General features: G+C 66.6%; 31 protein-coding genes. 18 read left to right on the top strand and 13 right to left on the bottom strand.

Translation table 11 applies throughout. From position 1 onward, the window contains the following. The first annotated feature begins 14 nt into the window (after positions 1–14). Entirely contained in the window at positions 15–1,196 is a 1,182-nt protein-coding gene (locus V5734_RS08930; RefSeq protein ID WP_432759674.1) for a peptidoglycan DD-metalloendopeptidase family protein, read from the top strand. Positions 1,197–1,294: 98 nt separating this feature from the next. On the opposite strand, the gene V5734_RS08925 is transcribed toward V5734_RS08930, so the two are convergent. The 4 genes from V5734_RS08925 to tatA are packed head-to-tail and all read right to left on the bottom strand — an operon-like array spanning position 1,295 to position 3,833. Then, a complete protein-coding gene (locus V5734_RS08925; RefSeq protein ID WP_347313149.1) occupies positions 1,295–2,137 on the bottom strand; it encodes an ATP-binding protein in 843 nt (280 codons plus the stop codon). Next, complete coding sequence (tatC, locus tag V5734_RS08920) at positions 2,134–3,036, bottom strand: twin-arginine translocase subunit TatC (protein ID WP_347313148.1); 903 nt, start codon at positions 3,034–3,036, stop codon at positions 2,134–2,136. Before tatC ends, V5734_RS08925 begins: the two co-directional genes overlap by 4 nt. After that, positions 3,033–3,584, bottom strand: a complete 552-nt coding sequence (tatB, locus tag V5734_RS08915; protein ID WP_347313147.1) for a Sec-independent protein translocase protein TatB — start codon at positions 3,582–3,584, stop codon at positions 3,033–3,035. The genes tatC and tatB overlap by 4 nt, the downstream gene beginning before the upstream one ends. A 33-nt stretch (positions 3,585–3,617) precedes the next feature. After that, the gene (gene tatA / locus V5734_RS08910) at positions 3,618–3,833 is read right to left on the bottom strand and encodes a twin-arginine translocase TatA/TatE family subunit (protein WP_347313146.1); all 216 of its coding nucleotides are present in this window, start codon (positions 3,831–3,833) and stop codon (positions 3,618–3,620) included. Positions 3,834–4,009: 176 nt separating this feature from the next. On the opposite strand from tatA, the gene V5734_RS08905 reads away from it, so the two are divergent. Then, on the top strand, positions 4,010–4,684 hold the full coding sequence (locus tag V5734_RS08905; protein WP_347313145.1) for a helix-turn-helix transcriptional regulator: 675 nt from the start codon (positions 4,010–4,012) through the stop codon (positions 4,682–4,684). Positions 4,685–4,690: 6 nt separating this feature from the next. Here the strand turns inward: V5734_RS08905 and V5734_RS08900 are convergent, their stop codons facing one another. Beyond that, positions 4,691–5,509 carry a sulfite exporter TauE/SafE family protein gene (locus tag V5734_RS08900; RefSeq protein WP_347313144.1) on the bottom strand — a complete coding sequence of 273 codons (819 nt, stop codon included), beginning with the start codon at positions 5,507–5,509 and terminating at the stop codon, positions 4,691–4,693. 227 nt (positions 5,510–5,736) lie between these two features. Here V5734_RS08900 and V5734_RS08895 point away from each other — a divergent pair, with 227 nt between their 5' ends. Continuing rightward, positions 5,737–6,930: a multidrug effflux MFS transporter gene (locus V5734_RS08895; protein WP_347313143.1), complete on the top strand. Its 1,194-nt coding sequence runs from the start codon at positions 5,737–5,739 to the stop codon at positions 6,928–6,930. A 47-nt stretch (positions 6,931–6,977) separates the two neighbouring features. Here the strand turns inward: V5734_RS08895 and dusA are convergent, their stop codons facing one another. The 3 genes from dusA to V5734_RS08880 form a co-directional block, all read right to left on the bottom strand. Next, positions 6,978–7,925 (bottom strand): tRNA dihydrouridine(20/20a) synthase DusA, encoded by a 948-nt coding sequence (gene dusA / locus V5734_RS08890; RefSeq protein WP_347313603.1) that lies wholly within the window; start codon positions 7,923–7,925, stop codon positions 6,978–6,980. 97 nt (positions 7,926–8,022) lie between these two features. Further along, a complete protein-coding gene (locus V5734_RS08885; RefSeq protein ID WP_347313142.1) occupies positions 8,023–8,250 on the bottom strand; it encodes a hypothetical protein in 228 nt (75 codons plus the stop codon). Between the two features lie 127 nt (positions 8,251–8,377). Then, a complete protein-coding gene (locus tag V5734_RS08880; RefSeq protein ID WP_347313141.1) occupies positions 8,378–9,415 on the bottom strand; it encodes a DUF475 domain-containing protein in 1,038 nt (345 codons plus the stop codon). Positions 9,416–9,669: 254 nt separating this feature from the next. Here V5734_RS08880 and V5734_RS08875 point away from each other — a divergent pair, with 254 nt between their 5' ends. Together V5734_RS08875 and V5734_RS08870 are read left to right on the top strand one after the other, a co-directional pair. Next, entirely contained in the window at positions 9,670–9,819 is a 150-nt protein-coding gene (locus V5734_RS08875; protein WP_347313140.1) for a hypothetical protein, read from the top strand. A gap of 110 nt (positions 9,820–9,929) precedes the next feature. Continuing rightward, positions 9,930–10,424: a flavin reductase family protein gene (locus V5734_RS08870; RefSeq protein WP_347313139.1), complete on the top strand. Its 495-nt coding sequence runs from the start codon at positions 9,930–9,932 to the stop codon at positions 10,422–10,424. A 30-nt stretch (positions 10,425–10,454) separates the two neighbouring features. Here V5734_RS08870 and V5734_RS08865 read toward each other — a convergent pair whose 3' ends face one another. Next, positions 10,455–11,780 (bottom strand): DUF4147 domain-containing protein, encoded by a 1,326-nt coding sequence (locus V5734_RS08865; protein ID WP_347313138.1) that lies wholly within the window; start codon positions 11,778–11,780, stop codon positions 10,455–10,457. Positions 11,781–11,946: 166 nt separating this feature from the next. Between V5734_RS08865 and V5734_RS08860 the strand changes: the two genes are divergently transcribed. Then, the gene (locus V5734_RS08860; protein ID WP_432759673.1) at positions 11,947–12,318 is read left to right on the top strand and encodes an ArsR/SmtB family transcription factor; all 372 of its coding nucleotides are present in this window, start codon (positions 11,947–11,949) and stop codon (positions 12,316–12,318) included. On the opposite strand, the gene soxR is transcribed toward V5734_RS08860, so the two are convergent. Then, entirely contained in the window at positions 12,279–12,761 is a 483-nt protein-coding gene (gene soxR / locus V5734_RS08855; protein WP_347313136.1) for a redox-sensitive transcriptional activator SoxR, read from the bottom strand. The genes V5734_RS08860 and soxR overlap by 40 nt on opposite strands. Before the next feature lie 101 nt (positions 12,762–12,862). Between soxR and V5734_RS08850 the strand changes: the two genes are divergently transcribed. The 5 genes from V5734_RS08850 to V5734_RS08830 all read left to right on the top strand — a co-directional run bounded on the left by V5734_RS08850 (position 12,863) and on the right by V5734_RS08830 (position 16,248). Further along, entirely contained in the window at positions 12,863–13,246 is a 384-nt protein-coding gene (locus V5734_RS08850) for a VOC family protein (RefSeq protein WP_347313602.1), read from the top strand. Positions 13,247–13,477: 231 nt separating this feature from the next. Next, on the top strand, positions 13,478–13,936 hold the full coding sequence (locus V5734_RS08845) for an acyltransferase (RefSeq protein WP_347313135.1): 459 nt from the start codon (positions 13,478–13,480) through the stop codon (positions 13,934–13,936). Between the two features lie 10 nt (positions 13,937–13,946). Then, entirely contained in the window at positions 13,947–14,204 is a 258-nt protein-coding gene (locus V5734_RS08840; protein ID WP_347313134.1) for an acyl carrier protein, read from the top strand. Beyond that, on the top strand, positions 14,201–15,526 hold the full coding sequence (locus V5734_RS08835) for a class I adenylate-forming enzyme family protein (protein WP_347313133.1): 1,326 nt from the start codon (positions 14,201–14,203) through the stop codon (positions 15,524–15,526). The genes V5734_RS08840 and V5734_RS08835 overlap by 4 nt, the downstream gene beginning before the upstream one ends. Next, positions 15,523–16,248 (top strand): SDR family NAD(P)-dependent oxidoreductase, encoded by a 726-nt coding sequence (locus V5734_RS08830; protein WP_347313132.1) that lies wholly within the window; start codon positions 15,523–15,525, stop codon positions 16,246–16,248. Before V5734_RS08835 ends, V5734_RS08830 begins: the two co-directional genes overlap by 4 nt. Positions 16,249–16,460: 212 nt before the next feature. On the opposite strand, the gene V5734_RS08825 is transcribed toward V5734_RS08830, so the two are convergent. After that, complete coding sequence (locus tag V5734_RS08825; protein WP_347313131.1) at positions 16,461–16,724, bottom strand: hypothetical protein; 264 nt, start codon at positions 16,722–16,724, stop codon at positions 16,461–16,463. A gap of 81 nt (positions 16,725–16,805) precedes the next feature. Between V5734_RS08825 and V5734_RS08820 the strand changes: the two genes are divergently transcribed. Further along, complete coding sequence (locus tag V5734_RS08820; RefSeq protein WP_347313130.1) at positions 16,806–17,141, top strand: hypothetical protein; 336 nt, start codon at positions 16,806–16,808, stop codon at positions 17,139–17,141. A gap of 134 nt (positions 17,142–17,275) precedes the next feature. Here the strand turns inward: V5734_RS08820 and V5734_RS08815 are convergent, their stop codons facing one another. Together V5734_RS08815 and V5734_RS08810 are read right to left on the bottom strand one after the other, a co-directional pair. After that, positions 17,276–17,893 carry a peptidylprolyl isomerase gene (locus V5734_RS08815; RefSeq protein ID WP_347313129.1) on the bottom strand — a complete coding sequence of 206 codons (618 nt, stop codon included), beginning with the start codon at positions 17,891–17,893 and terminating at the stop codon, positions 17,276–17,278. Further along, the gene (locus tag V5734_RS08810; protein WP_347313128.1) at positions 17,886–18,392 is read right to left on the bottom strand and encodes a peptidylprolyl isomerase; all 507 of its coding nucleotides are present in this window, start codon (positions 18,390–18,392) and stop codon (positions 17,886–17,888) included. The genes V5734_RS08815 and V5734_RS08810 overlap by 8 nt, the downstream gene beginning before the upstream one ends. Positions 18,393–18,541: 149 nt before the next feature. On the opposite strand from V5734_RS08810, the gene V5734_RS08805 reads away from it, so the two are divergent. From V5734_RS08805 to V5734_RS08780, 6 genes are all read left to right on the top strand, one after another. After that, positions 18,542–19,732 carry a phosphoglycerate kinase gene (locus V5734_RS08805; protein WP_347313127.1) on the top strand — a complete coding sequence of 397 codons (1,191 nt, stop codon included), beginning with the start codon at positions 18,542–18,544 and terminating at the stop codon, positions 19,730–19,732. 231 nt (positions 19,733–19,963) lie between these two features. Beyond that, complete coding sequence (locus tag V5734_RS08800) at positions 19,964–20,857, top strand: fructose bisphosphate aldolase (RefSeq protein ID WP_347313126.1); 894 nt, start codon at positions 19,964–19,966, stop codon at positions 20,855–20,857. A gap of 108 nt (positions 20,858–20,965) precedes the next feature. Then, a complete protein-coding gene (locus V5734_RS08795) occupies positions 20,966–21,268 on the top strand; it encodes an FtsB family cell division protein (protein WP_347313125.1) in 303 nt (100 codons plus the stop codon). Between the two features lie 214 nt (positions 21,269–21,482). Beyond that, the gene (gene pdhA / locus V5734_RS08790) at positions 21,483–22,472 is read left to right on the top strand and encodes a pyruvate dehydrogenase (acetyl-transferring) E1 component subunit alpha (RefSeq protein ID WP_347313124.1); all 990 of its coding nucleotides are present in this window, start codon (positions 21,483–21,485) and stop codon (positions 22,470–22,472) included. Between the two features lie 13 nt (positions 22,473–22,485). After that, the gene (locus V5734_RS08785; protein ID WP_347313123.1) at positions 22,486–23,844 is read left to right on the top strand and encodes a pyruvate dehydrogenase complex E1 component subunit beta; all 1,359 of its coding nucleotides are present in this window, start codon (positions 22,486–22,488) and stop codon (positions 23,842–23,844) included. Positions 23,845–23,856: 12 nt separating this feature from the next. Next, on the top strand, positions 23,857–25,149 hold the full coding sequence (locus V5734_RS08780) for a pyruvate dehydrogenase complex dihydrolipoamide acetyltransferase (protein ID WP_347313122.1): 1,293 nt from the start codon (positions 23,857–23,859) through the stop codon (positions 25,147–25,149). Positions 25,150–25,219: the final 70 nt, after the last annotated feature.

Raw genomic sequence — 25,219 nt, 5'->3', positions numbered from 1 at the left:
TGAGGATACGAGCGATGCGAGCTTTCCCGACCCATACCTTCCGCCTGCCCCTGATCGGGATCGGCGTCCTGATGCTCACCGCCTGCCAGCCGGGTGGCCGGTTCGATCCGGATCTGAGGCGCTTCGGCGGGACCGGGCTGGACACGTCCGCGGCGGCGAGTCAGGCGGCAGCGCGTCCGGCCGCGGATGCGCGCGGCATCATCTCCTATCCCGGCTACCAGGTCGCGGTTGCGCGGCGCGGCGACACGGTCGACACGGTCGCGGCCCGGATCGGCATGCCGGCCGGCGAGCTTGCCAACTACAACGCCGTTACCCCCGGCGCGGTGCTGCGCGACGGCGAAGTTCTGGCGCTGCCCCGCAAGGTGGCCGAGCCTTCGCCGCTGACAGGCGCCCCCGCCACTTCCACCGGCGGCGCCATCGACGTGACAACCATCGCATCAAGTGCCATCGACCGGGCGGGCGCGGGGCAAACCTCGGCTCCGGCCGCATCGGGCGTCAGCACCTCCACCATCGGTAACACCGAACCGATCCGGCACCGGGTGATGCGGGGCGAGACGGCCTATTCCCTCGCCCGGCTCTACAACGTCAACGTCAAGGCGCTCGCCGACTGGAACGGCCTCGGCCCCGACCTTTCGGTGCGCGAAGGCCAGACCCTTCTGATCCCGGTCGCCGCAGCAGTGCCGCCCTCGCGCGAGGTGGTTACCGCCCCCGGCGAGGGTTCCCCCACGCCCACGCCCCCCTCGGCGGCAAAGCCGCTGCCAGCGGAAAAGACCGCGCCCAAGGCGGAACCGGTCAAAACGCCGCCCTCCGCCGATCTCGGGGCGCAGAAGACCGCCGCCTCGGGGACTGCGAAGCTCGCCATGCCGGTCGCCGGCAAGATCATTCGCGGCTACCAGAAGAAGAAGAACGAGGGCATCGACATCGCGGCCAGCGCCGGCACCTCGGTCGGCGCCGCCGGCGACGGCACCGTCGCCGCGATCACCAAGGATACCGAGCAGGTGCCGATCCTGGTGATCCGGCACGATGGAAACCTGCTGACGGTCTATGCCAATATCGACGGGATAACGGTCGCGAAGGGTGACAGGGTCAAGCGCGGCCAGGCCATCGCGAAGGTGCGGTCCTCGGATCCCGCCTTCCTGCATTTCGAGGTTCGCCAGGGCTTCGACAGCGTCGATCCGATGCCGTACCTGCAATAAGGTCACATGAAGCCCCGGCGCACTTCGGCTCCGGGGCTTCATGCCTCTATTCGTCGTGAAATTCCGGCCAGCGGGACATGGATGCCCGCAGGGGCGCATCAGAGCGTGACGCCGCGCCGCCCCGCCAAGTCGGTGAAATACTGCCAGGCCACCCGACCCGACCGCGCCCCCCGCGTCGCCTGCCACTCGATCGCTTCCGCGCGCAACGCCTCGTCCTCGATCGCGACGCCATAGGCGTCGCAATAGCCCCGGATCATGGCAAGGTATTCGTCCTGGCTGCAGGGATGGAAACCGAGCCACAGGCCGAAGCGGTCCGAAAGCGACACCTTCTCCTCCACCGCCTCGGACGGGTTGATCGCCGTCGAGCGCTCGTTCTCGATCATGTCGCGCGGCATCAGGTGGCGGCGGTTCGAGGTGGCGTAGAGGATCACGTTGTCTGGCCGCCCCTCGATCCCGCCGTCGAGGACGGCCTTAAGGCTCTTGTAGTGCTGGTCGTCGTGGCTGAAGGACAGATCATCGCAGAAGAGGACGAAGCGGTGGTCCCGTGCGGCTCTGAGATGCATGAGAAGCCGGCCGACCGAGGGCAGATCCTCGCGCGCAAGCTCTACGATCTTCAGCGGCAGGCCCTGCCGGCGTACCTCGGCATGGACCGCCTTGACGAGCGAGGATTTCCCCATCCCCCGCGCCCCCCAGAGAAGCGCGTTGTTCGCCGGCAGGCCGCGCGCGAACTGGAGGGTGTTGGCCAGAAGCGTGTCCCGCGACCGCTCGATCCCGACGAGAAGCGGCAAGTCGATCCGGTTGACCGCTCCCACGGGTTCCAGCCGGTCGGGGTCCACATGCCAGACGAACGCCTCCGCCGCATCGAAATCCGGCGTCTTGCGCGGTGCGGGGGCCATGCGCTCCAGCGCTTCGGCCACGCGGATCAGCAACTCCTCGTTCATGCCTTGGTCGTCTCGTCTTCGGTGTCGTCAGGATCGTCGAAGAGGCTCTCGTCCTCGCCGATGATCCCCTCGGCCCGCGCCTCTTCGTCCTTCTTCTTCTCGACCCATTGCACCAGATAGATCGAGATCTCGTAAAGCCCGTAAACCACGGTGAAGAGCATCACCTGCGTCGTCACGTCCGGCGGCGTCACGATCGCGGCGACGACAAGAATGCCGACGACAGCGTATTTGCGCACACTCCTGAGCCCGCGCGAACTCGCCAGCCCGGCCTTGCCCATCAGCGTCAGAAGCACCGGAAGCTGGAAGCAGAGACCGAACGCCACAATCATCTTCAGCGTGATGTCGAGGGTCTCGTTGACCTTGCCGTTGAAGACGATGTCGATGCCGGACTCGGTGGCGGGCTGCGCCGCCTTGTCGCCCGTGAAGACGGCGGCGAAGTAGGAGGGCAGATCGGCAAAGCCGAGGAAGAACTTCATCGCCAGCGGCACGACGAGGTAATGGGCGAAGGCCGCGCCGGTCAGGAACAGCGCCGGAGAGGCGATCAGGAAGGGCAGAAACGCCTGCTTTTCGCTGCGATACAGACCCGGCGCCACGAACCGCCACATCTGGTAGGCGATGACCGGAAAGGCGAGGACCAACCCGCCCACCATCGAAATCCGGATCAGCGTGAAGAAGTATTCCTGCGGCGCGGTGTACTGCATCACCGGATTGGTATTGCCAAGCGCGCGCATCGTCTTCTCGATTGGCACGAGCAGAAAATCGAGGATCGCGCTGCCGAAGGAAAAGCAGATCACCATGGCGGTCAGAAAGGCCGCGAGGGACCAGAGGATGCGCGTCCGCAGCTCCGCCAGATGCTCGATCAGCGGCGCGGTCGAATCGTCGATGTTGTCCTCGCTCATGCCTCGCCCTTCTTCGCTCGGGGCTTCGGCTTGGCCGCTGCCGAGGGTTTCGCGGGTGCCGTCTTTTTCGCGGGCGCGGATTTGGCCGGGGTCTTGGCGGCGGTCTTCGTCGCGGGCGCCTTTTTCGGCGCGGGCTTCGCGGCCGGCTCGGGCGAGGCGGCCTTCGGCTCCGGCGCCCCGGCAAGCTTCGCCTTGCGCTCTGCCGCTTCGGCGGCGCGCTTGTCCGCCAGAGCCTGCGTCGCCGGACCTTTCGGCGCCGACGAGGATTTCGAAGGATCCCACTTCTCGAACTTCGCCGCCGCCTTGTCGAGCGCGTCGAGACCGAGGTTCTTCTTCGATGTCATTGCCTTGAGCTCGTCAGCCGTCTCCTTGACGCCCGTCTCCTTCGCCGCATCGTCCATCGCGCGCTGGAACTCCCGTCCCATCGCCCGCGCCTTGGCGGTGAACCGCCCAAGCGTTCGGAACATCCCCGGCAGGTCCTTCGGACCGACCACGATCAGCGCCACGACGCCAATGAGCAGAAGCTCACTCCAGCCGATGTCAAACATGTCCGCCGCGCCCCATCAGGCGAAGGTCAAGGCTCAGGCCTTGTCCTTCTCGTCCTCGGGGGTCACGTCGCGGGCCTTGTCCGCAGAAGCCTTCTCGATCTCGTCCGTGCCGTCCTTCACGCCCTTCTTGAAGGCGGTGATACCCTTGCCGACCTCGCCCATGAGCGAGGAGACCTTGCCGCGCCCGAAAAGCACGAGGACCACGACCGCGATCAGAAGAAGGCCCGGAATGCCGATGTTGTTGAGCATGTTCGTCTCCCTGGGGCGCATGTCCTCGCGCCCGAAATTGATCTATCCGATGTAGGCCCATCGGGCGGCCTGTCAAAGCGCTTTGGACGCGTCACCGGCCGCCAGGGCCTTGCGGAGGGGGGGCAACTGACAGTATTTTGTCAGTTGCCCGCATATCATCGTCCCGGTCAACCCCAATGCGCCGCTCCGACCGCCTCTTCGACCTCGTCCAGATCCTGCGCGACGGGACGCTCCACCGCGCCGAAGATCTCGGCCGCCGTCTCGGCGTCTCGACCCGCACGATCTGGCGCGACATGACGGCGCTTGCCGCGTCGGGACTGCCAGTCGAGGGCGCGCGGGGGGTGGGCTACCAGCTCCGCGATCCGACGACACTGCCGCCGATGACGCTCACCCGCGACGAATTCGAGGCGCTGCGCCTCGGCATTACCCTTGTCGCCGGAGCCGCCGATCCGACGACAGCCCGCGCGGCAGCCTCGCTTCGTGCGAAGATCGGCGCCGTGGCCCCCGCCCGCGCGCAGGATCCCGGCGCCGACAGCTTCGTCTTCGCCAGCGCCGAGGCAGCACGGGCGGCCCCCTTCCTCGCGCTGATCCGCCGGGCGATCCGCGATCACCTGACGCTCGCGCTCGGTTACCCCGATACGAGCGGGGCCGAGAGGGTGCGGCGCGTCCGGCCGCTCCACCTCGACTATTGGGGGCGTGCGTGGACACTCACCGCCTGGTGCGATCTATCCAGTGATTTCAGGATGTTCCGCGTCGATCTTGTGACGTCTCTCGCACATGACGGCGGGGCCTTCCTGCCCGAACCCGGCAAGACGGTCGAGGATTACCTTGCCCGCCTCGATCCGCGCTAGCCCGCCCTACCAGCCGAGCGACTTGCGGAGCATGTTAAGCGCCACGAGCGTGAGGAAGACCGCGAAAACCCGTTTCAGCGGCTTCGGATCCATCGCATGGGCGAACCGCACCCCCCAGGGCGCCGTGATCAGCGTCATCGCGATGATCACGACGAAGGCCGGCAGATTGACCGATCCGACCGTGAAGGGCGGCGGCACGTCGGCCGCACTGAGGAGGAACCCCGAGACCGACGGCACGGCGATGACAACGCCGAATCCGGCCGCCGTCGCCACCGCGCGATGGATGGGCATGCCGAAGAGGCTCATCAGCGGCACGCCAAACGATCCGCCGCCGATCCCCATCAGGACCGACAGGAAGCCGACAAGCGGCGACAGGACCGCCCGCCCCGCCCCGACCGGCATCGCCGCGCCGAGCCGCCATTCGGCCCGGCCGAGCCCCAGATAGAAGGCCACGGCCAGCGCGAGGCTGCCGAAGATCGCCTGCAAGGCCGGGGTGCGAAGCTGCGCCACCGCAAGGACGCCGAGCACCGCCCCGACGGCGATCCCCGGCGCCCAGCCCTTCAGCACGCTCCAGTCCACCGCGCCCTTGCGGTTGTGGGCGAGAACCGAGCGCACAGAGGTCACGATGATCGTGGCCAACGAGGTCGCGACGCAGACCTGCATGAGATCCGGCCCTTCGTATCCGAGGCTCGCAAAGGCATGGTAGAAGGCCGGCACGAGGACGATGCCCCCGCCAACGCCGAGAAGGCCGGCCACGACGCCCGCGAAGGCACCGATCGCGAGCAGAAGCAACAGCATCGGCAAGAGGTCGGACAAACCCGGCATCGCGCATCCTTTCACTCGGTCCTTTCCGGGGCAGATACAGGGACGGGCCGGACTTGGCCAGAAGGCTTTGCCCCTCCCCGACCCTTCCGGACCCGCATGAGGCTTCCCCCTCGCTCGCCGCTCATCGAGATACGGTCGGCTTGACGCCCGGGCCCGGCAGGTTATCCTTCACGCTGCGAACAGAGCAAACCGGCGCCGCCGGCCCAAAATTCCAAGAGAGGCATGTCATGCAAGGCGGATTGTTCCGTTCCGCGGCGATTCTCGGCCTGCTTTCCGCCGTGGGGCCATTCTCGATCGACATGTACCTGCCGGCGATGCCGGAGATCGGCCGTGCGCTTGGCGCCGACGTCGCGGACGTACAGATGACGATCACCGCATTCTTCATTGCCTTCGGCCTGGCGCAGCTCGTCTACGGTCCATGGGCCGACCAGGCCGGGCGGAAGCCGCCCCTCTATCTCGGCCTCGCGATCTTCATCGCCGGGTCGCTCGGATGCCTCATGGCCGACAGCATCGGCACCCTGACCGCCTGGCGCTTCCTGCAGGGGCTTGGCGCGGCGGTCGTCATGGTCATTCCCCGCGCGATCATCCGCGATCTTCATACCGGGCACGCGGCAACGCGGCTCATGGCGCTGATCATGCTGGTGATCTCGGTCTCTCCGATGCTGGCCCCGCTTGCCGGGTCCGGCGTGATCGCCGTGGCCGGATGGCGGATGATCTTCGCGGTCCTCTGCCTTGCCGCGGTGGCGAGCCTCCTGATGACCGGGTTCCTCCTGCCCGAGACGCTCAGGCCGGAGGACCGGGTGCCGGTCAACCTGCGCTCGCTCGCGACGGGCACCGCGACGCTGCTGCGTGACCGGATGTTCATGGGCCTGACCTTCGTCGGCGGCTTCGGCATGGCGAGCTTCTTCGTGTTCATCGCCTCGGCGAGCTTCGTCTATACCGGGCAATACCGGCTGAGCCCGACCGGGTTCTCGCTGGCCTTCGCGCTCAACGCCGTCGGCTTTTTCGCCGCGAGCCAGCTTGCCGCCGGTCTCGGGGCGCGCTGGGGCGCGCGGCGCGTCGTCCTCTGGGCGACGGCGGGTTTCGCCGCCTGCGCCCTTGCGACGCTGGGGCTCATCGGGTCCGGCATCGACGCGCTGCCGGTTCTCGTGGCGGGGCTCTTCCTCGGCAATGCCTGCCTTGGCCTGGTGATCCCGACCGTGATGGTCATGGCGCTCGACGATCATGGCGAGATCGCCGGCCTCGCCTCCTCGCTCGGCGGCACGTTGCAGATGCTCGCGGGCGGGCTCGTGGTCATGCTCACGGGCCCGTTCTTCGACGGCACCGCGCTGCCGATGGTCGCCGCGATTGCCGTTTGCGCCGTGGCGGCGACGGGGCTTGCGGTGCTCATCCTCTCCCGCCCGGCGCCTGCGCGGGTCTGAGGCCGGGGACGCCTCCGGCGGGGATATTTAGGGCAAGATGAAGGAGGTCAGGCGGCGAGATCGCGCATCGGTGCCAGGGCCGCGTCGAGAACCTCAAGCCCGGCCCCCGGCAGGTTGGCACGTTCGGAAAGGATGCGCCGCCAGCTTCTCGCGCCGGGTTGGCCGTGGAAGAGGCCGAGCATATGGCGGGTGATCTGGTGGAGCCGCCCGCCAGTTTCGAGGCGGCGGGCGATATGGGGCCGCATCCGGTCGACCACTTCGAACCGGTCAGGTCCGGCGCCGGCGCCGAAGATGCGCGCATCGGCCTCCCCCAGCACCTCATAGGGTTCGTGATAGGCCGCCCGTCCGACCATCACCCCGTCAAGACCGTCCGCGAGGAATGCCTCGGCCTGACCGAGCGAGGTGATGCCGCCGTTGACCGAGACATGCAGCGCTGGAAAGGCCCGCTTCATTGCCATCACGAGCGGATAGTCGAGCGGCGGGATGTCGCGGTTTTCCTTCGGGCTCAACCCCTTAAGCCAGGCCTTCCGGGCATGGATGGCAAAGCGCACGACCCCGGCACCCGCAACAGATTCGAGGAAGGCCGGCAGCACCTCTTCCGGCACCTGATCGTCGACGCCAATCCGGCATTTCACCGTGACCTCCACCGGCGCCGCCGCGATCATGGCCGCCACGCAATCGGCGACGAGGCCCGGCCGCTCCATCAGCACCGCGCCGAAGCAGCCCGACTGAACCCGGTCCGACGGGCAGCCGACATTGAGGTTGACCTCGTCATAGCCGTAGTCAGCCGCGATCCGCGTGGCCTCGGCCAGGTCCGCCGGGTCCGAGCCGCCGAGTTGCAGGGCAACCGGATGTTCGGTCTGGTCGAAGCCCAGCAGCCGGTCGCGATCGCCGTGGATCACGGCCGGTGCCGTCACCATCTCGGTGTAAAGCAGCGCCTGCCGGCTGATCTGGCGGTGAAAGAGCCGGCAATAGCGGTCGGTCCAGTCCATCATCGGCGCGACGGACAGGCGGGCGGCATCTCGGATTGCGGCGCGGGCGGTCATGGCCGCTATGTAGCGCCCCGCCCGCCGGTCAACAACCCGGGGCCGTCTAGCGCTCCCGTCCGCCGCGTCGCCATTCCCGGATGCGGCGGAAGAGCGGTTTCACATCGAGCGCGATGACGAGGATGCCGAGCGGGATCATCCAGAATCCGAGGACCGGCAGAAAGCCGAGCACGCCGCCCGCCACGAGAAGTAGCCCGAGCAGGCTCCGCAATCCGGGCGGCACCTTCCGGCGCACCCGGACAAGCCATCGCTTCAAACGTCCATTGAGCTTCATCCCGAGTGATCCGCACCCACACCCCATCCGGCGGTGACCGCCGTTCCCCTCCAACGCCCGAGCCGCGTCAGCGGATCCCGGCGAGGGGGGCTCGATGCCCCCCGAGACGGTCCGCCCCGGCGCCAGGTCAGACGCTCTGGCGGCGATTGTAGAGGATCGAGGATACCAGCGCGACGCCGATGAAGCCGGAGCCGAGCACGCCGGTGACAAGTTCGGGAATATGCCAGAGCGTCTGGGCGAACATGATCAGGCTGAGGACAAGGATCGAATAGAACGCGCCATGTTCGAGGTAGCGGAACTGGGAGAGGGTCTTTCGCTCCACCAGCATGATCGTCATCGAGCGCACATACATCGCCCCGATGCCGAGGCCGATGGCGATGAGGAAGAGATTGTGGGTCAGCGCGAAGGCGCCGATCACCCCGTCGAAACTGAACGACGCGTCCAGCACTTCAAGGTAGAGGAATGCGCCAATCCCGCCCCGCGCGGCAACCTCGACCGTGGCTTGGCGCGAGTCGAGCACATGGCCCAACACCTCGACGGCAAGGAAGGTCAGAAGCCCGCCGATTGCCGCGAACAGGAAGCGCGCCGTCTCATGCCCCGGCAGGACGACGGCGAAGAGCATCACGACCGCAAGGACGAAGGCGATCTCCAGCCCGCGGATCGACGCGCAGCGGCGAAGCTGGCATTCGAGGCTGCGGATCCAGTCCACCTCCTTGCCCTCGTCAACGAAGTAATTCAGCGCCACCATCATCAGGAACGTGCCGCCGAAGGCGGCGATGGACAAATGCGCGCCGCCGATGATGCGGGCATATTCGTCCGGCCGGGTCGCGGCGAGTTCGATCGCCTCCCAGGGGCCGATTCCCGCCGCGATGACGACGATGAGCAGCGGAAAGACGACCCGCATGCCGAAGACCGCGATCAGGATGCCCCATGTCAGGAAGCGGCGCTGCCAGACGGGATCCATCTCTTTCAGCTTGTTCGCGTTGACGATGGCGTTGTCGAACGACAGCGAGATTTCGAGGATCGCGAGCACCGCGCCGATCAGAAAAAAGCTGATCGAGCCTGCAAGGCTGTGATCGTAGCCCCAGCCGAGCCAGAAGGCCAAGGCCAGCCCCACCGCTGTCACGATGAAGGCCCAGCGGAAGTAGTGAAGTGCGGTTGTCATCCGGCGCTCCGTGGCCCGCCCGGTTCGACCCGGCGGCGTTGGCAGTTGGAAGCCACATAGGAAGCCGCCGCCACGAGAACAAGCGCGACTGCGCGGATCAGCCGGCAGAAGATGAGCGCGGCGTTGTCGTTTGACAACAGCCACCCCTTCGGTGGCGGCGAAAATCACGACAAAGGCCGCGAAATGTCACCGCTCCGCCCCAATCGCGCCCGCTTTGACGGCGAATGTCCCGGTCATGGACCTTGGAGGGGACAATGGATTTTCTGACCCAGTTTTCTTTTGACGAGATCGCCGCAAGCCTTCTGGCCTGCCTCCTTGTCCGCGAGCTGATGATCCTCGCCCTGCCCGACCACATCGCCGGTCCCGGCGGCTGGCTGGTCGACACCGGCGAAGAAGAAGCCTGATCCAGGCCCGGCCCGGCACCGTGCCGGGTAGCCTTCGCTGCCGGAATGTGGTTTTCCTGTCGCCGCGAACGAGGCCGATCCGGCCTCAAGGACGACAACAGGACCGCGAGATGGACCAGATCACCCCCGGCACCGGCGGCGAGCGCGACTTCCGCGCGGCCCTTGCGCGGTACGCGACCGGTGTCACGGTGGTCACGGCCCTGTCCGAACGCGGCCCCGTCGGCATCACCGCCAACAGCTTCACCTCCGTCTCGCTCGAACCTCCGCTGGTCCTGTGGTGCCCGGCGCGCGCCTCGGCCCGGTTTCCGGCCTTCGTCGCCGCGGACCACTACGCGATCCACGTGCTCGCCGCCGATCAGCTCGACCTCTGCCGCCGCTTCGCCCGGACGGGCGACGATTTCTCCGGTCTCGCGATATCGCAGACGCCCGAGGGGCTGCCGCTCCTGCCCGGCTGCCTCGCCCGCTTCGATTGCGCCGCCGAGGCCGTGCATGACGGCGGCGATCACGCGATTCTCGTCGGTCGGGTCGTTCGGGCCAGCGTCCGCCGGGGGGAGCCGCTGCTGTTCTGGGACGGTCGCTACGGCGATTTCCTGCATCACGGCTAGGCCGATCAAGACCACGGCACAGCGGGCAGGTCAGCCCCGGACGAAGACGGCGAGGTCGCCGATATCGGTGCCGGTCGGGCCGGTGCGGAAGGCCGCCCCTGCCGCCTCGAGGACAGCGCCCGCGCCGCCACGCTCGAGCACCCTGTCCGGATCGACCCCTTCGAGACGCATGCACGCAAGCGTCTCGCTGTCGACGATGACCCCCGGCAGCTTGCCGTCGGCCCCGCCGCCATCGCTGGCGGAGAGGAGAAGCGCCCAGGGTGCTGGCAGACGGCGGTCACGCGCCAGGCAGGCAAACCGCAGAGCGAGGTCGGCGTGGCGCGGTCCCGCCGCGCCCGCCACGAGCGGCGCGCGCAGCATCAGGACGTCGCCGCCCGCATCGCCCTCGTCCGCCGGGTCGGCAGCGCCGGCCGGATCTGGCCAGTCGCGCATCGGCTCCATGCCGAAGGCAACGGCGGACCCCGGAGCCAGACCGGCCGCGACCGCATGGATGTCGTGGACGAGTTCCAGCGGCTCGCCGGAGAGCGGGCGCGAAAAGGCCCGCGCTCCGGCGGCGGCCATCGCCGCGACCGAGAGCGCATTGGCCCCGACAATCCGCATCCGTGTCTTCGCAATCGCCGCGCCGGGGGCGGGCTGGGACAGGTGCCGCCGCAGGCGTTCCGGCAACCGGTCCCAGATCCCGTAAAGCTCCACCAGCGCCCGCGCCGTGACCCGGCTGCCGAGCGGCCCCGACATCATGCCGCCGCCGATGCGGCGCGGATCCTCGCCCTCGGCCGGATCGGCGAGGACGAAGACCGTGACTTCCGCCGGCGCGGCCAACCCGACGAGACCGCCGCCTTCGAACCGCGACAACTGTTGCCGGACGAGCGCCACTTCCGCCGCCCCCGCACCTGCCGCGCGCATCATCCGCTCGGCCGCCAGAAGATCGGCGAGCCGCAACCCGACCGCCGGCGCCGGCACCAGTGCCGCGGCGCCCGCCGACAAGAGAACGACCGCCCGGTCCTCGGGGCCAAGCCCGCCAAGCGCGGATTCGACCACCGCCGCGGCGCGTTCGCCGGCGGCGTCGGAATCCGGCCACCCAGCGATCATCACCCGCGCGCCTTCCGGCGCCTCCCCCGCCGCCGCATCGGTGACTACCAATGTCTCGCAAGGACCGAGCCGGGACAGGGCGGCGCCGGCCATCGCCGGGGCAAACCGGCCGATCGCGAGGATCACATAGCTCCCCCCCGGCCCCGGCGCGGACACCGGCGCGGCCGCCAATGCGCGCGACACCGCCGCCCAGGGCGCCGCCGCCGCGAGTCCAGCCGCCATCAGCCGTCGCGCCTCGGCGCGCAATATGTCGAGTTCAGTCCCCATCCGGGGCAAAAGCATCCCCGAATCACCAACTTCCGTAAAGTCACCCTGGGGTCATCTAGCCCGCGACCGGCGTATCTCCGCCGCAACGTCCGAATGGCGAATCCTGAGGCGGGACTGGCGCGGGGCGGCATCCCGATATATATTCAAACATATAGAGTGGATGATCATGGCCCTGACCGACCCCCTGACGCACCTCGATGCGCCTAGCTATTCGCCGCGTTGCGATGTCGCGCCGGAAGATATGATGTCGCGCGCCGAAAGCGCGTCGACCTTCCTAAAGGCGCTCGCGCATGAAGGCCGGCTGATGATCCTGTGCCACCTTTCGACCGGCGAAAAGACCGTGACGGAGCTTGAGATCCTGCTCTCCTCGCGCCAGGCGGCGGTCAGCCAGCAGCTTGCGCGGCTCAGGCTCGAAGGGGTGGTCGAGGCGCGGCGCGAAGGCAAGGCGATCTTCTATTCGCTCGCCGACACCCGGGCCGAACGGCTGATCGGTGTGCTCTACGATCTCTTCTGCAAGGAGGACGGCGGTTCCGCCTGATCCGGCCGGTCGCCCATCAGATAGCGCGGGCCGGACCCGCGCATGGACGCGCGATCGTCCGGATTGTAAAGCGCGCAGCGCGTCAGCGACAGGCAGCCACAGCCGATACACCCGTCGAGCTTGTCGCGAAACTCGGTCATGAGCGCGATCCGTGCGTCCAGCTCCGCGCGGAAGCCTTCTGCCATCGCCCGCCAGTCCTCCGCATCGGGCGCCCTGCCCTCCGGCAATTCGCCGAGCCGCGCCGCGATCTCGGCGATGGTGTAGCCGAGCTTCTGAGCGATCATCACGAAGGATAGCCGCCGGATATCGCTGCGGGCGAACCGGCGCTGGCCGCCCGCATTGCGGCCCGGCCGGACCAGCCCGCGTTCCTCGTAGAACCGGATCGCCGACACCGCGAGTCCGGTCCGCCGCGCCAGCGCGCCGATCGTCAGTTCCCTTTCCATGCCCACCTCTTTTCCGCTTGACCTCAAGTTTACTTGAGGAACTACCAAGCACAAGCCCGCGCAAGGACGGGCACCATCAGGAGAGTCCCATGCCCACCGCTATCCCCGCCCGTGTCGAACACGTGAACATCACCGTCACCGATCCCAGGGCCACCGCCCGGATCCTCACGTCGCTCTTCGGTTGGAAGGTCAGATGGGAGGGCGCCGCAAAAGACAACGGCTTTACCGTCCATGTCGGCTCCGACGACAGCTACCTCGCGCTCTATGCGCCTGCGATGCCCCTCACCGGCCAGGCCGAACGCTATGTGAAGCGCGGGTCGCTGAACCATGTCGGGCTCGTGGTGGGCGACCTCGACGCGGCCGAACGCGCCGTGCGCGCCGCCGGCTACGAGCCGCGCAGCCATGCCGACTACGAACCTGGACGGCGCTTCTATTTCGACGGCGACGATGGGGTCGAATACGAACTCGTCAGCTATGCCGCCTGACACCGCGGGTCGCGCCGGCCAGACTATAGCCGGCGCGACCTGTGCCGGGCAGCAACCGGGCGGCCAAGGCCCGCTGACCTCATTTTTCGTGCAAATTCGCCGGTTTCTTGTTCGATCCGGAAACGATGCCGCCTGAAGACTGGAACTTCGCAGCAACTTCGCGTTTGTTAGCGCCGATTGATTCTGTTCATGAACCGGCCGAACCTGTCCGCCGAAACGTCAAGGTCCGCGATGTCTTTGCTCTCTGCGATCAGAACCGTCGTCCACAGAAAGATCGTTCTGCCAGGCGTGAATTTCCTATATGGGCGCGTCTACGGAATGGACCTCGGCAAGGATGTGCGGATCTCGATGGGCGCGAAACTCGACAAGACCCACCCGGAGGGGATTCACATCGGTGACTACACGGCCATCACGTCGGGTGCGGCGATCCTGACGCATGATTTCGTCAACCGTACCCACCGCGACGTCCATATCGGCCGCAACTGCTTCATCGGGTACGGCGCGATCGTGCTGCCCGGCGTCCGCATCGGCGATTCCGTCATCGTCACCGGCAATTCAGTCGTAGGCCGCGACGTGCCGTCGAATTCGGTGGTGATGGGAAATCCCGCGCGTGTGGTCGAACAGAACATCGTCACCGGCCCCTGGGGCATCCGCCTTGACAAGGGGAACGACTCTCCGATCGACCATTGAGGAACGAGCAATGAGCACTCTTGAAGCAAGCATCCGGAATGTCTTCGGACAGGTCTGGAAACAGGAGAAGAACAGCGACGCACCCGCCCTCGCCCCGGATACGGTCCTGCTCGAGACCGGTCTCGACAGCCTCGGCTTCGCGATCTTCGTGACCTCGCTCGACGAGGAGTTGGGCTTCGACCCCTTCACCCTGTCGGACGAAGCCTTCTATCCGCAGACCTTCGCCGAATTCGTCGCGTTCTATGAACGCTACCAGCCCAAGGCATGACCTCGCTCGCCGGGCAACTCGGTTCCGCGTCGCTGGTTGGCGCGGATGGCCGCGAATACACCCGCGACGACCTCTCCGGCCTCCGCGCCTCGGCATCGCTCGCGATTGACCGCCCCGTGGCGCTCTGCCTCAGCGATCCGGTGACCTTGATCCGGGCGCTCACTGCCCTCGACGGCCAGGCCGCCACGATCCTGCTTTTGTCCGGCGCGCTTGACGCCGATACGGTCCGGACGCTCGCGGAGCGGACCGGCTGCGGTGCGCTCGTCACCGACCGGGATGACCTGCGCGACCACTCTGGCGCGATGGCGTTCGAGGACGCGACCGCCCCCGGCGCGGCCGACGCGCAGGCGACGACGACATGGCTCATGACCACGTCGGGAACGACGGGCACCCCGAAGGTTGTGCCGCATACGCTCAAGTCGCTGACCCGCAGCGTCTATCGCTTCACACCGAAGGATGCGCCGAACTGGGGGCTCCTCTACGACCCGACGCGTTTCGCCGGTCTTCAGGTCACGCTTCAGGCGCTGGTCGGCGGCGGCCGGCTTCTGGTTGTCGACACGCATGAGCCAATCGCCGCGCAGATCGCCGCGCTGGCCGCGAACGGCTGCACCCATCTTTCCGCCACCCCGACGCTGTGGCGGCGGGTGCTGATGGTGCCGGACCACAAGGCGCTGTCGCTCCGGCAGATCACGCTTGGCGGCGAGATCGCGGATCAGGCGACCATCGACGCCCTGCGCGCCGGTTTTCCTGACGCACGCGTGACACATATCTACGCCTCGACCGAAGCCGGGGTCGGATTTTCGGTGAACGACGGCAAGGCGGGCTTTCCCGCCGACTACCTGAATATCGCGCCTGGCGGGGTGAGGCTGAAGATCGTCGACGATATCCTCTGGCTGCGCCCGCCCGTCGGCCCCTCGGTCGCCAGCGCCGAGATCGCGGTCGATGCGGAAGGCTATATCCGCTCCGGCGACCTCATCAGGGCGGACGGCGACCGGCTTCATTTCCTCGGGCGAGAGAACGGGCTGATCAATGTCGGCGGTGTGAAGATCTACCCTGAAACCGTTGAGGACACGGTGAAATCGGTGCCCGGCGTGGCGCTCGTCCAGGTCTCGTCGAAGAAGAACCCGATCACCGGCACGCTCGTCGTCGCCGAAGTGCAACTCGCCGACGGCGCCGACGCGGAGACGACGAAACAGGCGATCCTCGACACTTGCCGCGCGCGTCTGGTACGCGAGGCCGTTCCGGCCATCATCCGCTTCGTCGAGGGGTTCGAGACCAACGCCGCCGGCAAACTCGTGCGCAAAGGAGGCGCGTCAGCATGAAAACCGTTCTGGTGACAGGTGTCTCCCGTGGCCTTGGCCTGGCCATCGCGCGCCGGCTTCTTGCCGATACCACGCCCTACCGGGTCGTCGGCACGGCCCGCGGCTACAGCGACGAGTACCGCGCGCTGGTGGAGGCCAGCGACGGTCGCGCCGAATTCATTCAGACCGACCTTTCGGATGTCGGGATCATTCCCGACCTCGTGGGCGATATCACGTCGCGGCACGGCACGCTCTGGGGCCTCGTCAACAACGCCGCAATCGGCACCGACGGGGTCCTCGCGACGATGCACCGGAGCGATATCGAGAAGGTGCTTGCCGTCAACCTGACCGCGCCGCTGATCCTGACGAAATACGCCTCGCGCGGGATGCTCTCCGCGCGCGAGGGACGGATCGTCAACATCTCCTCGATCATCGCCTCCACCGGCTTCAACGGCCTTGCCGCGTATGCGGCGTCGAAAGCCGGCCTCGAAGGCATGACGCGGTCGCTGTCGCGCGAGCTGGGCAAGCGCGACATCACCGTCAACTGCGTTGCGCCGGGCTACATGGAAACCGAAATGACGAGCGGCCTTGACGTCCACAAGATGGCCTCGATCCGCCGCCGCGCCACGCTCGGCCTCGCCGCGCCCGAGGATGCGGCCGGCGCGGTCGCTTATCTTCTTGGCCCCGAGGCGGGAAAGATCACCGGCACGGTCGTGACGGTCGACGGCGGCAGCACGGCCTGACACGCGATCGCGCCAGACGCCGGCCCTGTCTGCAAGGAACCTCATGACCGATGCAACGGTGTGGCGCGCGGCAGCGCGGACCCGACACCTGCGCGTCCTTTCGGAAACCGACGGGCGCTAAACTATCGGGACCAGTCACGGCGGGGAAACTCCTTTCCCCGTGACATGTAGGCGCGTCCGGAACAGGAGTTCCGGGGCACTTCCGTGGTTGCTCAGGTTTCGGTTTCTGGAGGCCCTTTTGTTGTCAGGGCTTCAATCAGGGCCGCAGGCGTCCCGTCGCGCTGATCTATCTGCTTGAGTTTGTTCTTGGGCAGCTTGGCATAGATCGCTTCGACACGTTTTGGTTCGCTGATCATCATCGGCGTCGATATTCTTGCCTGGCTCGTCGAGATGCGTGCAACGTTTCTGGATGCCAAGGCGTCAGAGCGCGGCAGAGCCACTTGGCGACGCCGCCACGGTCGCGCCAGCTTCTTCATAACCTGCCTCGATATCATCTGGTAGGTCGACGTTCGCACTGGGGGGCTGCCCGAACGCTAGATATTTGATCCCACGGTTTGATGGTGCGATCGTTTCGACGGAAGGGAAGGAAGCACGATGGGACAGGTTCGTCACGGCTGCGCCACGACCACGCACGCTGTCCGAGCGGCAATACAGCGATCGCAAGCTTCGACCGCGCGGCCGATCCGCAGGTCGCCGATCTGCATCCGCGCATACCCGTCATCCTGACGGCGGACGAGATGTTGCCGTGGCTTGGCCGGGAGATGCCGGATGAAGAGGCGATCGAGCGGTTGGGAACGGGATGGACCGGCCGCTACATCACCCGGCGGGTCCGGCCGTTCGGGATCGCCGATGACGGGCCCGAGCTGATCGAGGCGGAAGGGTTGGACCTCTGACCTTCGGCGGGCGCGAGGCAGCCAGAATGGCGATGATGCAGGGAACGGACAAAAAAAACCGCCCGGCAGTCTGGACCGGGCGGGGGGATTTGCGACGCGACCGAAGACCGCTTTCGCCCGAAAGTGGCGGGGCGCTATTCCTCGACCGTCACGCGGACCATGCGGTCGGGATCGGCGACGGCGCCGTTGAGGTCGGACTCGCCCTTCTTGATCGCGTCGACCACTTCCATGCCGGAAATCACATGGCCGATGACCGTGTACTGACCGTTGAGGAATTCCCCCGGCGCGAACATGATGAAGAATTGCGAATTCGCGCTGTTGGGATTCGAGGACCGCGCCATGCCGACGACGCCGCGCTGGAACGAGAGGTCGGAGAACTCGGCCGGGATGTTCGGCAGGTCGGACTTCCCGGTGCCCGCCATCGACAGATCCTCGCCCCACCGGCCGAACTTCACGTCGCCGGTCTGCGCCATGAACCCGTCGAGAACACGGTGAAAGACCACGTTGTCATAGGCGCCGGTCCGCGCCAGTTCGGTGATCTGGGCGACATGCTTCGGCGCCACCTCGGGCAGAAGGTCGATGACGACCGTGCCGTTGGCGGCCTCTCCGGCCACCTCGATCACGAGGTTCGGGCCCGGCCCGTCCTCCGACGCGACGGCGCCCCGTGTGCTTTGCATGTAGAGGAAACCGGCCGCACCGATCGCGGCAAGACCGGCCGCCATCGCCCCGACGAAGACGCGCGTGTCAGACATCGGCAGCCACCTTCACGGCGATCATGCGGTCGGGATTCGCGGGCGGCTCGCCGCGCTGGATCGCATCCACATGCTCCATGCCGGAAATCACCCGGCCGTAGACCGTGTACTGGCCGTTCAGGAAGTGGTTGTCCTTGAAGTTGATGAAGAACTGGCTGTTGGCCGAGTTCGGGTTCTGTGACCGTGCGGCGCCGAGCGTTCCACGGTCATGCGGAAGCTTGGAAAACTCCGCCGGCAGGTCCGGCAGGTCAGAACCGCCGGTGCCGGAGCGGCCGGGATTGTAGTTCTTTTCCATATTGGCGTGCTGGACGTCGCCGGTCTGGGCCATGAAGCCCTCGATCACACGGTGAAAGGCGACATTGTCATACTTGCCGGCCCGGGCGAGCTCCTTCATCCGTGCGGCGTGCTTGGGCGCAACATCGGGCAGAAGCTCGATCACCACGTCGCCACCTTTCAGCGTCATGATGATCGTGTTTTCGGGATCCTTGATCTCTGCCATTCCGGCCTCCTTGAATGTTGCGCGGAACCTAGTGCGCCAGGAGGCACATGAAAAGGGCAAAGCGTCGCAATCGGCGTGCTTCGCCTATGCTTGCCGTGTATCGACGGCTAGATTCGCGAAAAACCGCCGGGACGCAAAGGATTCGCCTGATGAGCTGGAAAAGCCTCGACGACGTGGAGATGAAGGACAAGACCGTGCTTGTCCGCGTGGACATCAACGTCCCGGTCGAGGCCGGGAAAGTCACCGACGCGACGCGGATCGAGAAGATCGTCCCGACCATCAAGGATATCCAGGCCAAGGGCGGCAAGCCGGTTCTCCTGGCGCATTTCGGCCGGCCGAAAGGGCAGGTCGTGCCGGAGATGAGCCTGAAGGTGGTCCTGCCGGCGCTGGAGGCCGCCCTGGGCCAGAAAGTCGGGTTCGCCGAGGATTGCATCGGCGCGCCGGCCAAGAAGGCCGTAGCGGCAATGCAAGCGGGCGATGTCCTCCTTCTCGAAAACACCCGCTTCCATCCCGGCGAGGAAAAGAACGACCCGGCGATGGCGGCGGGGCTCGCCGCGCTTGGCAAGGTCTATGTGAACGACGCCTTTTCGGCCGCACACCGCGCCCATGCCTCGACCGAGGGGATCGCGCATCTGATGCCGTCCTGCGCCGGGCGGCTGATGGAAGCCGAGTTGAAGGCGCTGAACGCCGCCCTCGGCGATCCGGAGCGCCCGGTCGTCGCGATCGTCGGCGGCGCGAAGGTCTCGACCAAGCTCGACCTTCTCGGCAACCTCGTCGCCAAGGTCGATCACCTCGTGATCGGCGGCGGCATGGCCAACACCTTCCTCGTCGCCCAAGGGATCGAGGTGGGCGCCTCGCTCGCCGAGCGAGACATGGCCGACACGGCCCGCTCGATCCTCGAGAAGGCGAAAGCGGCCGGCTGCGCCATCGAACTGCCGGTCGATGTCGTCGTCGCGCGGGAATTCAAGGCGGGGGCCGCGAACGAGACTGTCGCCGCCGATGCCTGTCCGGCCGATGCCATGATCCTCGATGCCGGGCCGGAGACGGTCGACCGCATCGCCGAGGTCTTCGCCCGCTGCCGGACGCTGATCTGGAACGGCCCCCTTGGCGCCTTCGAGATCGAGCCGTTCGACGCGGCGACGAACGCGGCCGCCCGCAAGGCGGCCGAGCTGACACGCGGCGGCCGGCTCGTCTCGGTCGCGGGCGGCGGCGATACGGTCGCGGCACTCAACAAGGCCGGCGTCGCGGAGGATTTCACCTATATCTCCACCGCCGGGGGCGCCTTCCTCGAATGGATGGAAGGCAAGGTTCTGCCCGGCGTCGCGGCGCTCGAGGCATAGCGCCCCGGTCGGTTTTCGGACCGGCCGGCAGCCCGATCTGCGGGAGGCGTCCCCTCCCGACGCTATCCTTGCGAAATGCCGTTCCCGCGTCGCGGACGGCGCATTGTTTCCAAATCCGACCGCAACCCGTGGGCGTTAGCGCCACCACATTTGCATGGCCCGATCCACTCGCCTAGAACCCGTTGAAACGGGGCGATTGCGCCTTTTCAACGGGTATCAGCGGAGGTCGAAATGTCACGGCAAAAGCAGGCGGAACAGATGCGTTCGGGCAAGGGCTTCATCGCGGCCCTCGATCAGAGCGGCGGCTCGACTCCAAAGGCGCTGAAGCTCTACGGGATCGGCGCCGATGCCTGGAAGACCGACGAGGAGATGTACGGCCTCATCCACCAGATGCGGTCGCGTATCGCCACCGCGCCCGCCTTCACCGGCAAGCGCGTGATCGGCGCGATCCTCTTCGAGAAGACGATGGACGGCGTGATCGGCGGCAAGCCGGCGGCGACCTATCTGTGGGAAGAGCGCGGCGTGGTGCCGTTCCTGAAGATCGACAAGGGGCTGGAGGACGAGGCCGACGGCGTTCGCCTTCTGAAGCCGATCCCGGGGCTCGACGCGCTCTTGAAGCGCGCGGTCGCGGCGGGGATCTTCGGGACCAAGGAACGCTCGGTCATCGACGCGGCCTCGCCCGCCGGAATCGCCGCCAACGTCGCCCAGCAATTCGATCTCGCGAAGCAGGTTCTCAGCCACGGGCTGGTGCCGATCATCGAACCTGAGGTCACGATTTCCATCGCCGACAAGGCGGAAGCCGAGGACATTCTTCTGGCCGAGTTGAAGCAGAACCTCGACGCCCTGCCCGAAGGCCAGGAGGTGATGCTGAAGCTGACGCTGCCGACGAAGGCCAACCTCTACAAGCCGCTCGTCGATCACCCGCGGGTGATGCGGGTCGTGGCGCTCTCGGGCGGCTACAGCCGGGAGGAGGCGAACGCGCTTCTGGCCCGGAATACCGGCGTCATCGCCAGCTTCTCCCGCGCCCTGACCGAGGGGCTTTCCGCCCGGCAGAGCGACGCGGAGTTCGACGCGACGCTCGACGCGACGATCCAGAGCATCTACGACGCCTCGGTCGCGGGCTGACCGCGCTGATCCCGTAAAAAAATGTCGCGAAGGGGGATTCCCTTCGCGAATCCGCTATGCGATGATTCTCGTCACCCGCCCGCGAGAGGCGGTCCGAAGAGGCAGTAGATGAGCGTAGCGCGCAGACGTCCGACCCTGGGCATGGTGCTGTACACCGCCGGCGCCGGCTGCCTCGGTTTCTATTTCACCTTCGCCGCCGTGCAGGGCGATTTCGGCGTCTTCCGCCGGGTCCAGGCCACGGCCGAGAAGGAAACCCTGACCCGCGAACGCGACGTGCTCCGCCTCGAAGTGGCGCGGATGGAGAACCTGACGCACCGGATGTCGGACGACTACCTCGACCTCGACCTTCTGGACGAGCGCGCCCGCGACGTGCTCGGCCTCATCCGTTCGGACGAAATCGTCATCCACTGACCCAGGCCGGCGCCGATCTCCTCTCCTTCTTCTGTTCGAAAATACTCCGGGGGAGTGGGGGCAGCGCCCCCACTCCGGCCCGCCGCGCTCGCCCGCGTGGCGAACCGGAGCGGGGGCCATATCCTCCGCGAAAAAACTCTCGCGATTCATCCGCAATTGCAGTATAAATTAGTTTAACGTTGAACTATCTTTTCGTCATTGGGAGGTCGCAGGGATGGCTGCACGAAAAAGTGCCGATAAATCAAACACGTCCAAGGAAGATCTTCTGAAATACTACCGGGAGATGCTGCTCATCCGCCGATTCGAGGAAAAGGCGGGGCAGCTGTACGGGATGGGTCTGATCGGCGGGTTCTGCCACCTCTATATCGGCCAGGAAGCCGTCGTCGTCGGGCTCGAAGCCGCCGCAGAGGAAGGTGACAAGCGCATCACTTCCTACCGCGACCACGGCCACATGCTCGCCTGCGGCATGGATCCCAAGGGTGTCATGGCCGAACTGACCGGCCGCGAGGGCGGCCTGTCGAAGGGCAAGGGCGGCTCCATGCACATGTTCTCCAAGGAAAAGCATTTCTACGGCGGCCACGGCATCGTCGGCGCGCAGGTGCCGCTCGGCGCCGGTCTCGCCTTCGCGGACAAGTACAAGGACAACAAGCGCGTGACCTTCGCCTATTTCGGCGACGGCGCGGCGAACCAGGGCCAGGTCTACGAGACCTACAACATGGCCGAGCTCTGGGATCTGCCGGTGATCTTCGTGATCGAGAACAACCAGTACGCGATGGGCACTTCCATGAAGCGCTCGACGAAGTCGGTGACGCTGTTCGGGCGCGGCCAGGCCTACGGTATTCCCGGCGAGCAGGTCGACGGCATGGACGTTCTCGCGGTCAAGGCCGCGAGCGAGAAGGCGGTCGCCCACTGCCGGGCCGGCAAGGGCCCCTACATCCTCGAAGTCATGACCTACCGCTATCGCGGCCATTCGATGTCCGACCCCGCGAAATACCGCAGCCGCGAGGAAGTCCAGAAGATGCGCGAGGAGCGCGACGCGATCGAGCACGTGCGCGAGCTTCTTCTTCAGGGAGGCCACGCCACCGACGATGACCTCAAGGCCATCGACAAGGAGATCAAGGCCATCGTGAACGAGGCGGCGGAATACGCCAAGGAAAGCCCCGAGCCCGCGCTCGAGGAGCTTTGGACCGACATTTACGCCTGAGGGGGACAGCATCATGGCAACCGAAATTCTTATGCCCGCCCTGTCGCCCACGATGGAGGAAGGCAAACTTGCGAAATGGCTGGTGAAGGAGGGCGACTCCGTATCGTCCGGCCAGATCCTCGCCGAGATCGAGACCGACAAGGCGACGATGGAGTTCGAGGCGGTCGATGAAGGCATCGTCGGCAAGATCCTGATCGCCGAGGGCACCGAGGGTGTGAAGGTCAACACGCCCATCGCCGTCCTCGTCGAGGAAGGCGAAAGCGCCGAGGCCGTGACCGCGCCGAAAGCGGCGGCTCCGGCCGCGGCGCCGGCCCCTGCCCCTGCGGCAGCCGCCGCGGCACCGGCGGCGCCGAAGGCCGACACCTCGCCCGACTGGCCAGAAGGCACGGCGATGAAGACGATGACGGTGCGCGAGGCGCTCCGCGAAGCGATGGCCGAGGAGATGTCGCGCGACGGCGATGTCTACCTCATGGGCGAGGAAGTCGGCGAATATCAGGGCGCCTACAAGATCAGCCAAGGGCTTCTCGACCAGTTCGGGCCGAAGCGCGTGATCGACACTCCGATCACCGAGCATGGCTTCGCCGGCATCGCGGTCGGATCCGCGTTCGGCGGCCTTCGCCCCATCGTCGAGTTCATGACCTTCAACTTCGCGATGCAGGCGATCGACCAGATCATCAACTCTGCCGCCAAGACGCTTTACATGTCCGGCGGCCAGATGGGCTGCCCGATCGTCTTCCGCGGCCCCAATGGCGCGGCTGCCCGCGTCGCCGCCCAGCACAGCCAGGACTATGCCGCCTGGTACGCGCAGATTCCCGGCCTCAAGGTCGTGCAGCCCTATTCCGCGGCGGACGCCAAGGGCCTTCTGAAGACCGCGATCCGCGATCCGAACCCGGTGATCTTCCTCGAGAACGAGATCCTCTACGGCCGGAGCTTCGAAGTGCCGGACATCGAGGACTTCACCATCCCCTTCGGCAAGGCGAAGATCTGGCGCGAGGGCACGGACGTGACGCTCGTCAGCTTCGGCATCGGCATGACCCACACGCTGGAAGCGGCCGACAAGCTCGCCGCCGAAGGCGTCAGTGCCGAGGTGATCGACCTGCGCACGCTGCGCCCGATCGACACGGCGACGGTTGTCAGTTCGGTGATGAAGACCAATCGCTGCGTGACGGTCGAGGAAGGCTGGCCGGTCTGCTCGATCGGCAACCACATCTCGGCGGTTCTGATGCAGGAGGCGTTCGACTACCTCGACGCGCCGGTCATCAACTGCACGGGCAAGGACGTGCCGATGCCCTATGCGGCGAACCTCGAAAAGCTGGCGCTCGTAACCTCCGACGAGGTCGTGGCGGCGGTCAAGCAAGTCACCTATCGCTGAGGAGGGAGAGACATGGCGACCGAAATCCTGATGCCGGCCCTCTCGCCCACGATGGAAGAGGGCACGCTGGCGAAATGGCTGGTGAAGGAGGGCGACACGGTGTCCTCCGGCGACATCCTGGCCGAGATCGAGACCGACAAGGCGACGATGGAGTTCGAAGCCGTCGATGAAGGCATCGTCGGCAAGATCCTCGTGTCGGAAGGGACTGCGGGGGTGAAGGTCAACACGCCCATCGCGATCCTGGTGGAAGAGGGTGAAAGCGCCGATGCGGCTCCTGCGCCCAAAGCGGTGCCCGCCGATCCGGCAGCAGCCGAGACCGTCGCCCCGGCCGCGACACCGGCACCGTCGGCCCCTGCCGCCCCGAAATCCGGTGGCACTCGCGTTCTGGCGTCACCGCTTGCGCGGCGGCTAGCCAAAGAAAAGGGCGTAGACATCGCGGCACTGACCGGCAGCGGTCCGCATGGTCGCATCGTCAAGGCGGACGTGGAAGCGGCATCCGCCGCACCGAAAGCCGCCGCTCCGTCGGCTGCGGCCCCTGCACCGGCCCCCTCTGCGGCGGCGCCAATGCCTGCCGGCCCCTCCGCCAGCACGGTTGCCAAGCTCTACGAAGGCCGCGATTACGAGGAAGTGCCGCTCGACGGCATGCGCAAGACCATCGCGGCGCGGCTGACCGAGGCCAAGCAGACCATTCCGCATTTCTACCTGCGTCGCGACGTGCAGCTCGACGCTTTGATGAAGTTCCGGGGAGAGGTAAACGCCCAGCTTGAGGCGCGGGGCGTGAAACTTTCGGTCAATGACTTCATCATCAAGGCCTGCGCGCTAGCGCTGCAGGACGTGCCGGATGCCAACGCCGTCTGGGCCGGCGACCGGATCCTGAAGCTGAAGCCGTCGGACGTGGCGGTGGCCGTCGCGATCGAGGGCGGGCTCTTCACCCCGGTCCTGAAGGATGCGGAGAAAAAGACGCTGTCGGCGCTCTCGACCGAGATGAAGGATCTTGCGGCGCGGGCGCGGACCCGTAAGCTCGCGCCCCACGAATACCAGGGCGGCAGCTTCGCAATCTCCAATCTCGGCATGATGGGCATCGAGAACTTCGACGCCGTCATCAACCCGCCGCATGGCGCGATTCTGGCCGTTGGCGCCGGAGTGAAGAAGCCTGTGGTGAAAGCGGATGGGGAGATCGGCGTGGCGACGGTGATGTCGATGACGCTCTCTGTCGATCACCGGGTGATCGACGGGGCGCTCGGGGCAGACGTTCTGAAGGCAATCGTCGGTTATCTTGAAAATCCGCTGTCGATGATGGCCTGACGCCTGAGATCAAGAAAGAATAAGGCCGGGGCAGATCGCCCCGGCCTTCGCATTTCTGACTGGAAGCCGG

The sequence above is a fragment of the Defluviimonas sp. SAOS-178_SWC genome, from assembly GCF_039830135.1.
GTDB lineage: Bacteria > Pseudomonadota > Alphaproteobacteria > Rhodobacterales > Rhodobacteraceae > Albidovulum.
This window is presented reverse-complemented; position numbering and strand designations above follow the sequence as displayed.

Bases quoted from the DNA above. Each gene is read 5' to 3' on its own strand.
- V5734_RS08930 (WP_432759674.1), top strand. From the start codon at position 15: ATGCGAGCTTTCCCGACCCATACCTTCCGCCTGCCCCTGATCGGGATC.
- V5734_RS08925 (WP_347313149.1), bottom strand. From the start codon at position 2,137: ATGAACGAGGAGTTGCTGATCCGCGTGGCCGAAGCGCTGGAGCGCATG.
- tatC (WP_347313148.1), bottom strand. From the start codon at position 3,036: ATGAGCGAGGACAACATCGACGATTCGACCGCGCCGCTGATCGAGCAT.
- tatB (WP_347313147.1), bottom strand. From the start codon at position 3,584: ATGTTTGACATCGGCTGGAGTGAGCTTCTGCTCATTGGCGTCGTGGCG.
- tatA (WP_347313146.1), bottom strand. From the start codon at position 3,833: ATGCTCAACAACATCGGCATTCCGGGCCTTCTTCTGATCGCGGTCGTG.
- V5734_RS08905 (WP_347313145.1), top strand. From the start codon at position 4,010: ATGCGCCGCTCCGACCGCCTCTTCGACCTCGTCCAGATCCTGCGCGAC.
- V5734_RS08900 (WP_347313144.1), bottom strand. From the start codon at position 5,509: ATGCCGGGTTTGTCCGACCTCTTGCCGATGCTGTTGCTTCTGCTCGCG.
- V5734_RS08895 (WP_347313143.1), top strand. From the start codon at position 5,737: ATGCAAGGCGGATTGTTCCGTTCCGCGGCGATTCTCGGCCTGCTTTCC.
- dusA (WP_347313603.1), bottom strand. From the start codon at position 7,925: ATGATGGACTGGACCGACCGCTATTGCCGGCTCTTTCACCGCCAGATC.
- V5734_RS08885 (WP_347313142.1), bottom strand. From the start codon at position 8,250: ATGAAGCTCAATGGACGTTTGAAGCGATGGCTTGTCCGGGTGCGCCGG.
- V5734_RS08880 (WP_347313141.1), bottom strand. From the start codon at position 9,415: ATGACAACCGCACTTCACTACTTCCGCTGGGCCTTCATCGTGACAGCG.
- V5734_RS08875 (WP_347313140.1), top strand. From the start codon at position 9,670: ATGGATTTTCTGACCCAGTTTTCTTTTGACGAGATCGCCGCAAGCCTT.
- V5734_RS08870 (WP_347313139.1), top strand. From the start codon at position 9,930: ATGGACCAGATCACCCCCGGCACCGGCGGCGAGCGCGACTTCCGCGCG.
- V5734_RS08865 (WP_347313138.1), bottom strand. From the start codon at position 11,780: ATGGGGACTGAACTCGACATATTGCGCGCCGAGGCGCGACGGCTGATG.
- V5734_RS08860 (WP_432759673.1), top strand. From the start codon at position 11,947: ATGGCCCTGACCGACCCCCTGACGCACCTCGATGCGCCTAGCTATTCG.
- soxR (WP_347313136.1), bottom strand. From the start codon at position 12,761: ATGGAAAGGGAACTGACGATCGGCGCGCTGGCGCGGCGGACCGGACTC.
- V5734_RS08845 (WP_347313135.1), top strand. From the start codon at position 13,478: ATGTCTTTGCTCTCTGCGATCAGAACCGTCGTCCACAGAAAGATCGTT.
- V5734_RS08840 (WP_347313134.1), top strand. From the start codon at position 13,947: ATGAGCACTCTTGAAGCAAGCATCCGGAATGTCTTCGGACAGGTCTGG.
- V5734_RS08835 (WP_347313133.1), top strand. From the start codon at position 14,201: ATGACCTCGCTCGCCGGGCAACTCGGTTCCGCGTCGCTGGTTGGCGCG.
- V5734_RS08830 (WP_347313132.1), top strand. From the start codon at position 15,523: ATGAAAACCGTTCTGGTGACAGGTGTCTCCCGTGGCCTTGGCCTGGCC.
- V5734_RS08825 (WP_347313131.1), bottom strand. From the start codon at position 16,724: ATGAAGAAGCTGGCGCGACCGTGGCGGCGTCGCCAAGTGGCTCTGCCG.
- V5734_RS08820 (WP_347313130.1), top strand. From the start codon at position 16,806: ATGGTGCGATCGTTTCGACGGAAGGGAAGGAAGCACGATGGGACAGGT.
- V5734_RS08815 (WP_347313129.1), bottom strand. From the start codon at position 17,893: ATGTCTGACACGCGCGTCTTCGTCGGGGCGATGGCGGCCGGTCTTGCC.
- V5734_RS08810 (WP_347313128.1), bottom strand. From the start codon at position 18,392: ATGGCAGAGATCAAGGATCCCGAAAACACGATCATCATGACGCTGAAA.
- V5734_RS08805 (WP_347313127.1), top strand. From the start codon at position 18,542: ATGAGCTGGAAAAGCCTCGACGACGTGGAGATGAAGGACAAGACCGTG.
- V5734_RS08800 (WP_347313126.1), top strand. From the start codon at position 19,964: ATGTCACGGCAAAAGCAGGCGGAACAGATGCGTTCGGGCAAGGGCTTC.
- V5734_RS08795 (WP_347313125.1), top strand. From the start codon at position 20,966: ATGAGCGTAGCGCGCAGACGTCCGACCCTGGGCATGGTGCTGTACACC.
- pdhA (WP_347313124.1), top strand. From the start codon at position 21,483: ATGGCTGCACGAAAAAGTGCCGATAAATCAAACACGTCCAAGGAAGAT.
- V5734_RS08785 (WP_347313123.1), top strand. From the start codon at position 22,486: ATGGCAACCGAAATTCTTATGCCCGCCCTGTCGCCCACGATGGAGGAA.
- V5734_RS08780 (WP_347313122.1), top strand. From the start codon at position 23,857: ATGGCGACCGAAATCCTGATGCCGGCCCTCTCGCCCACGATGGAAGAG.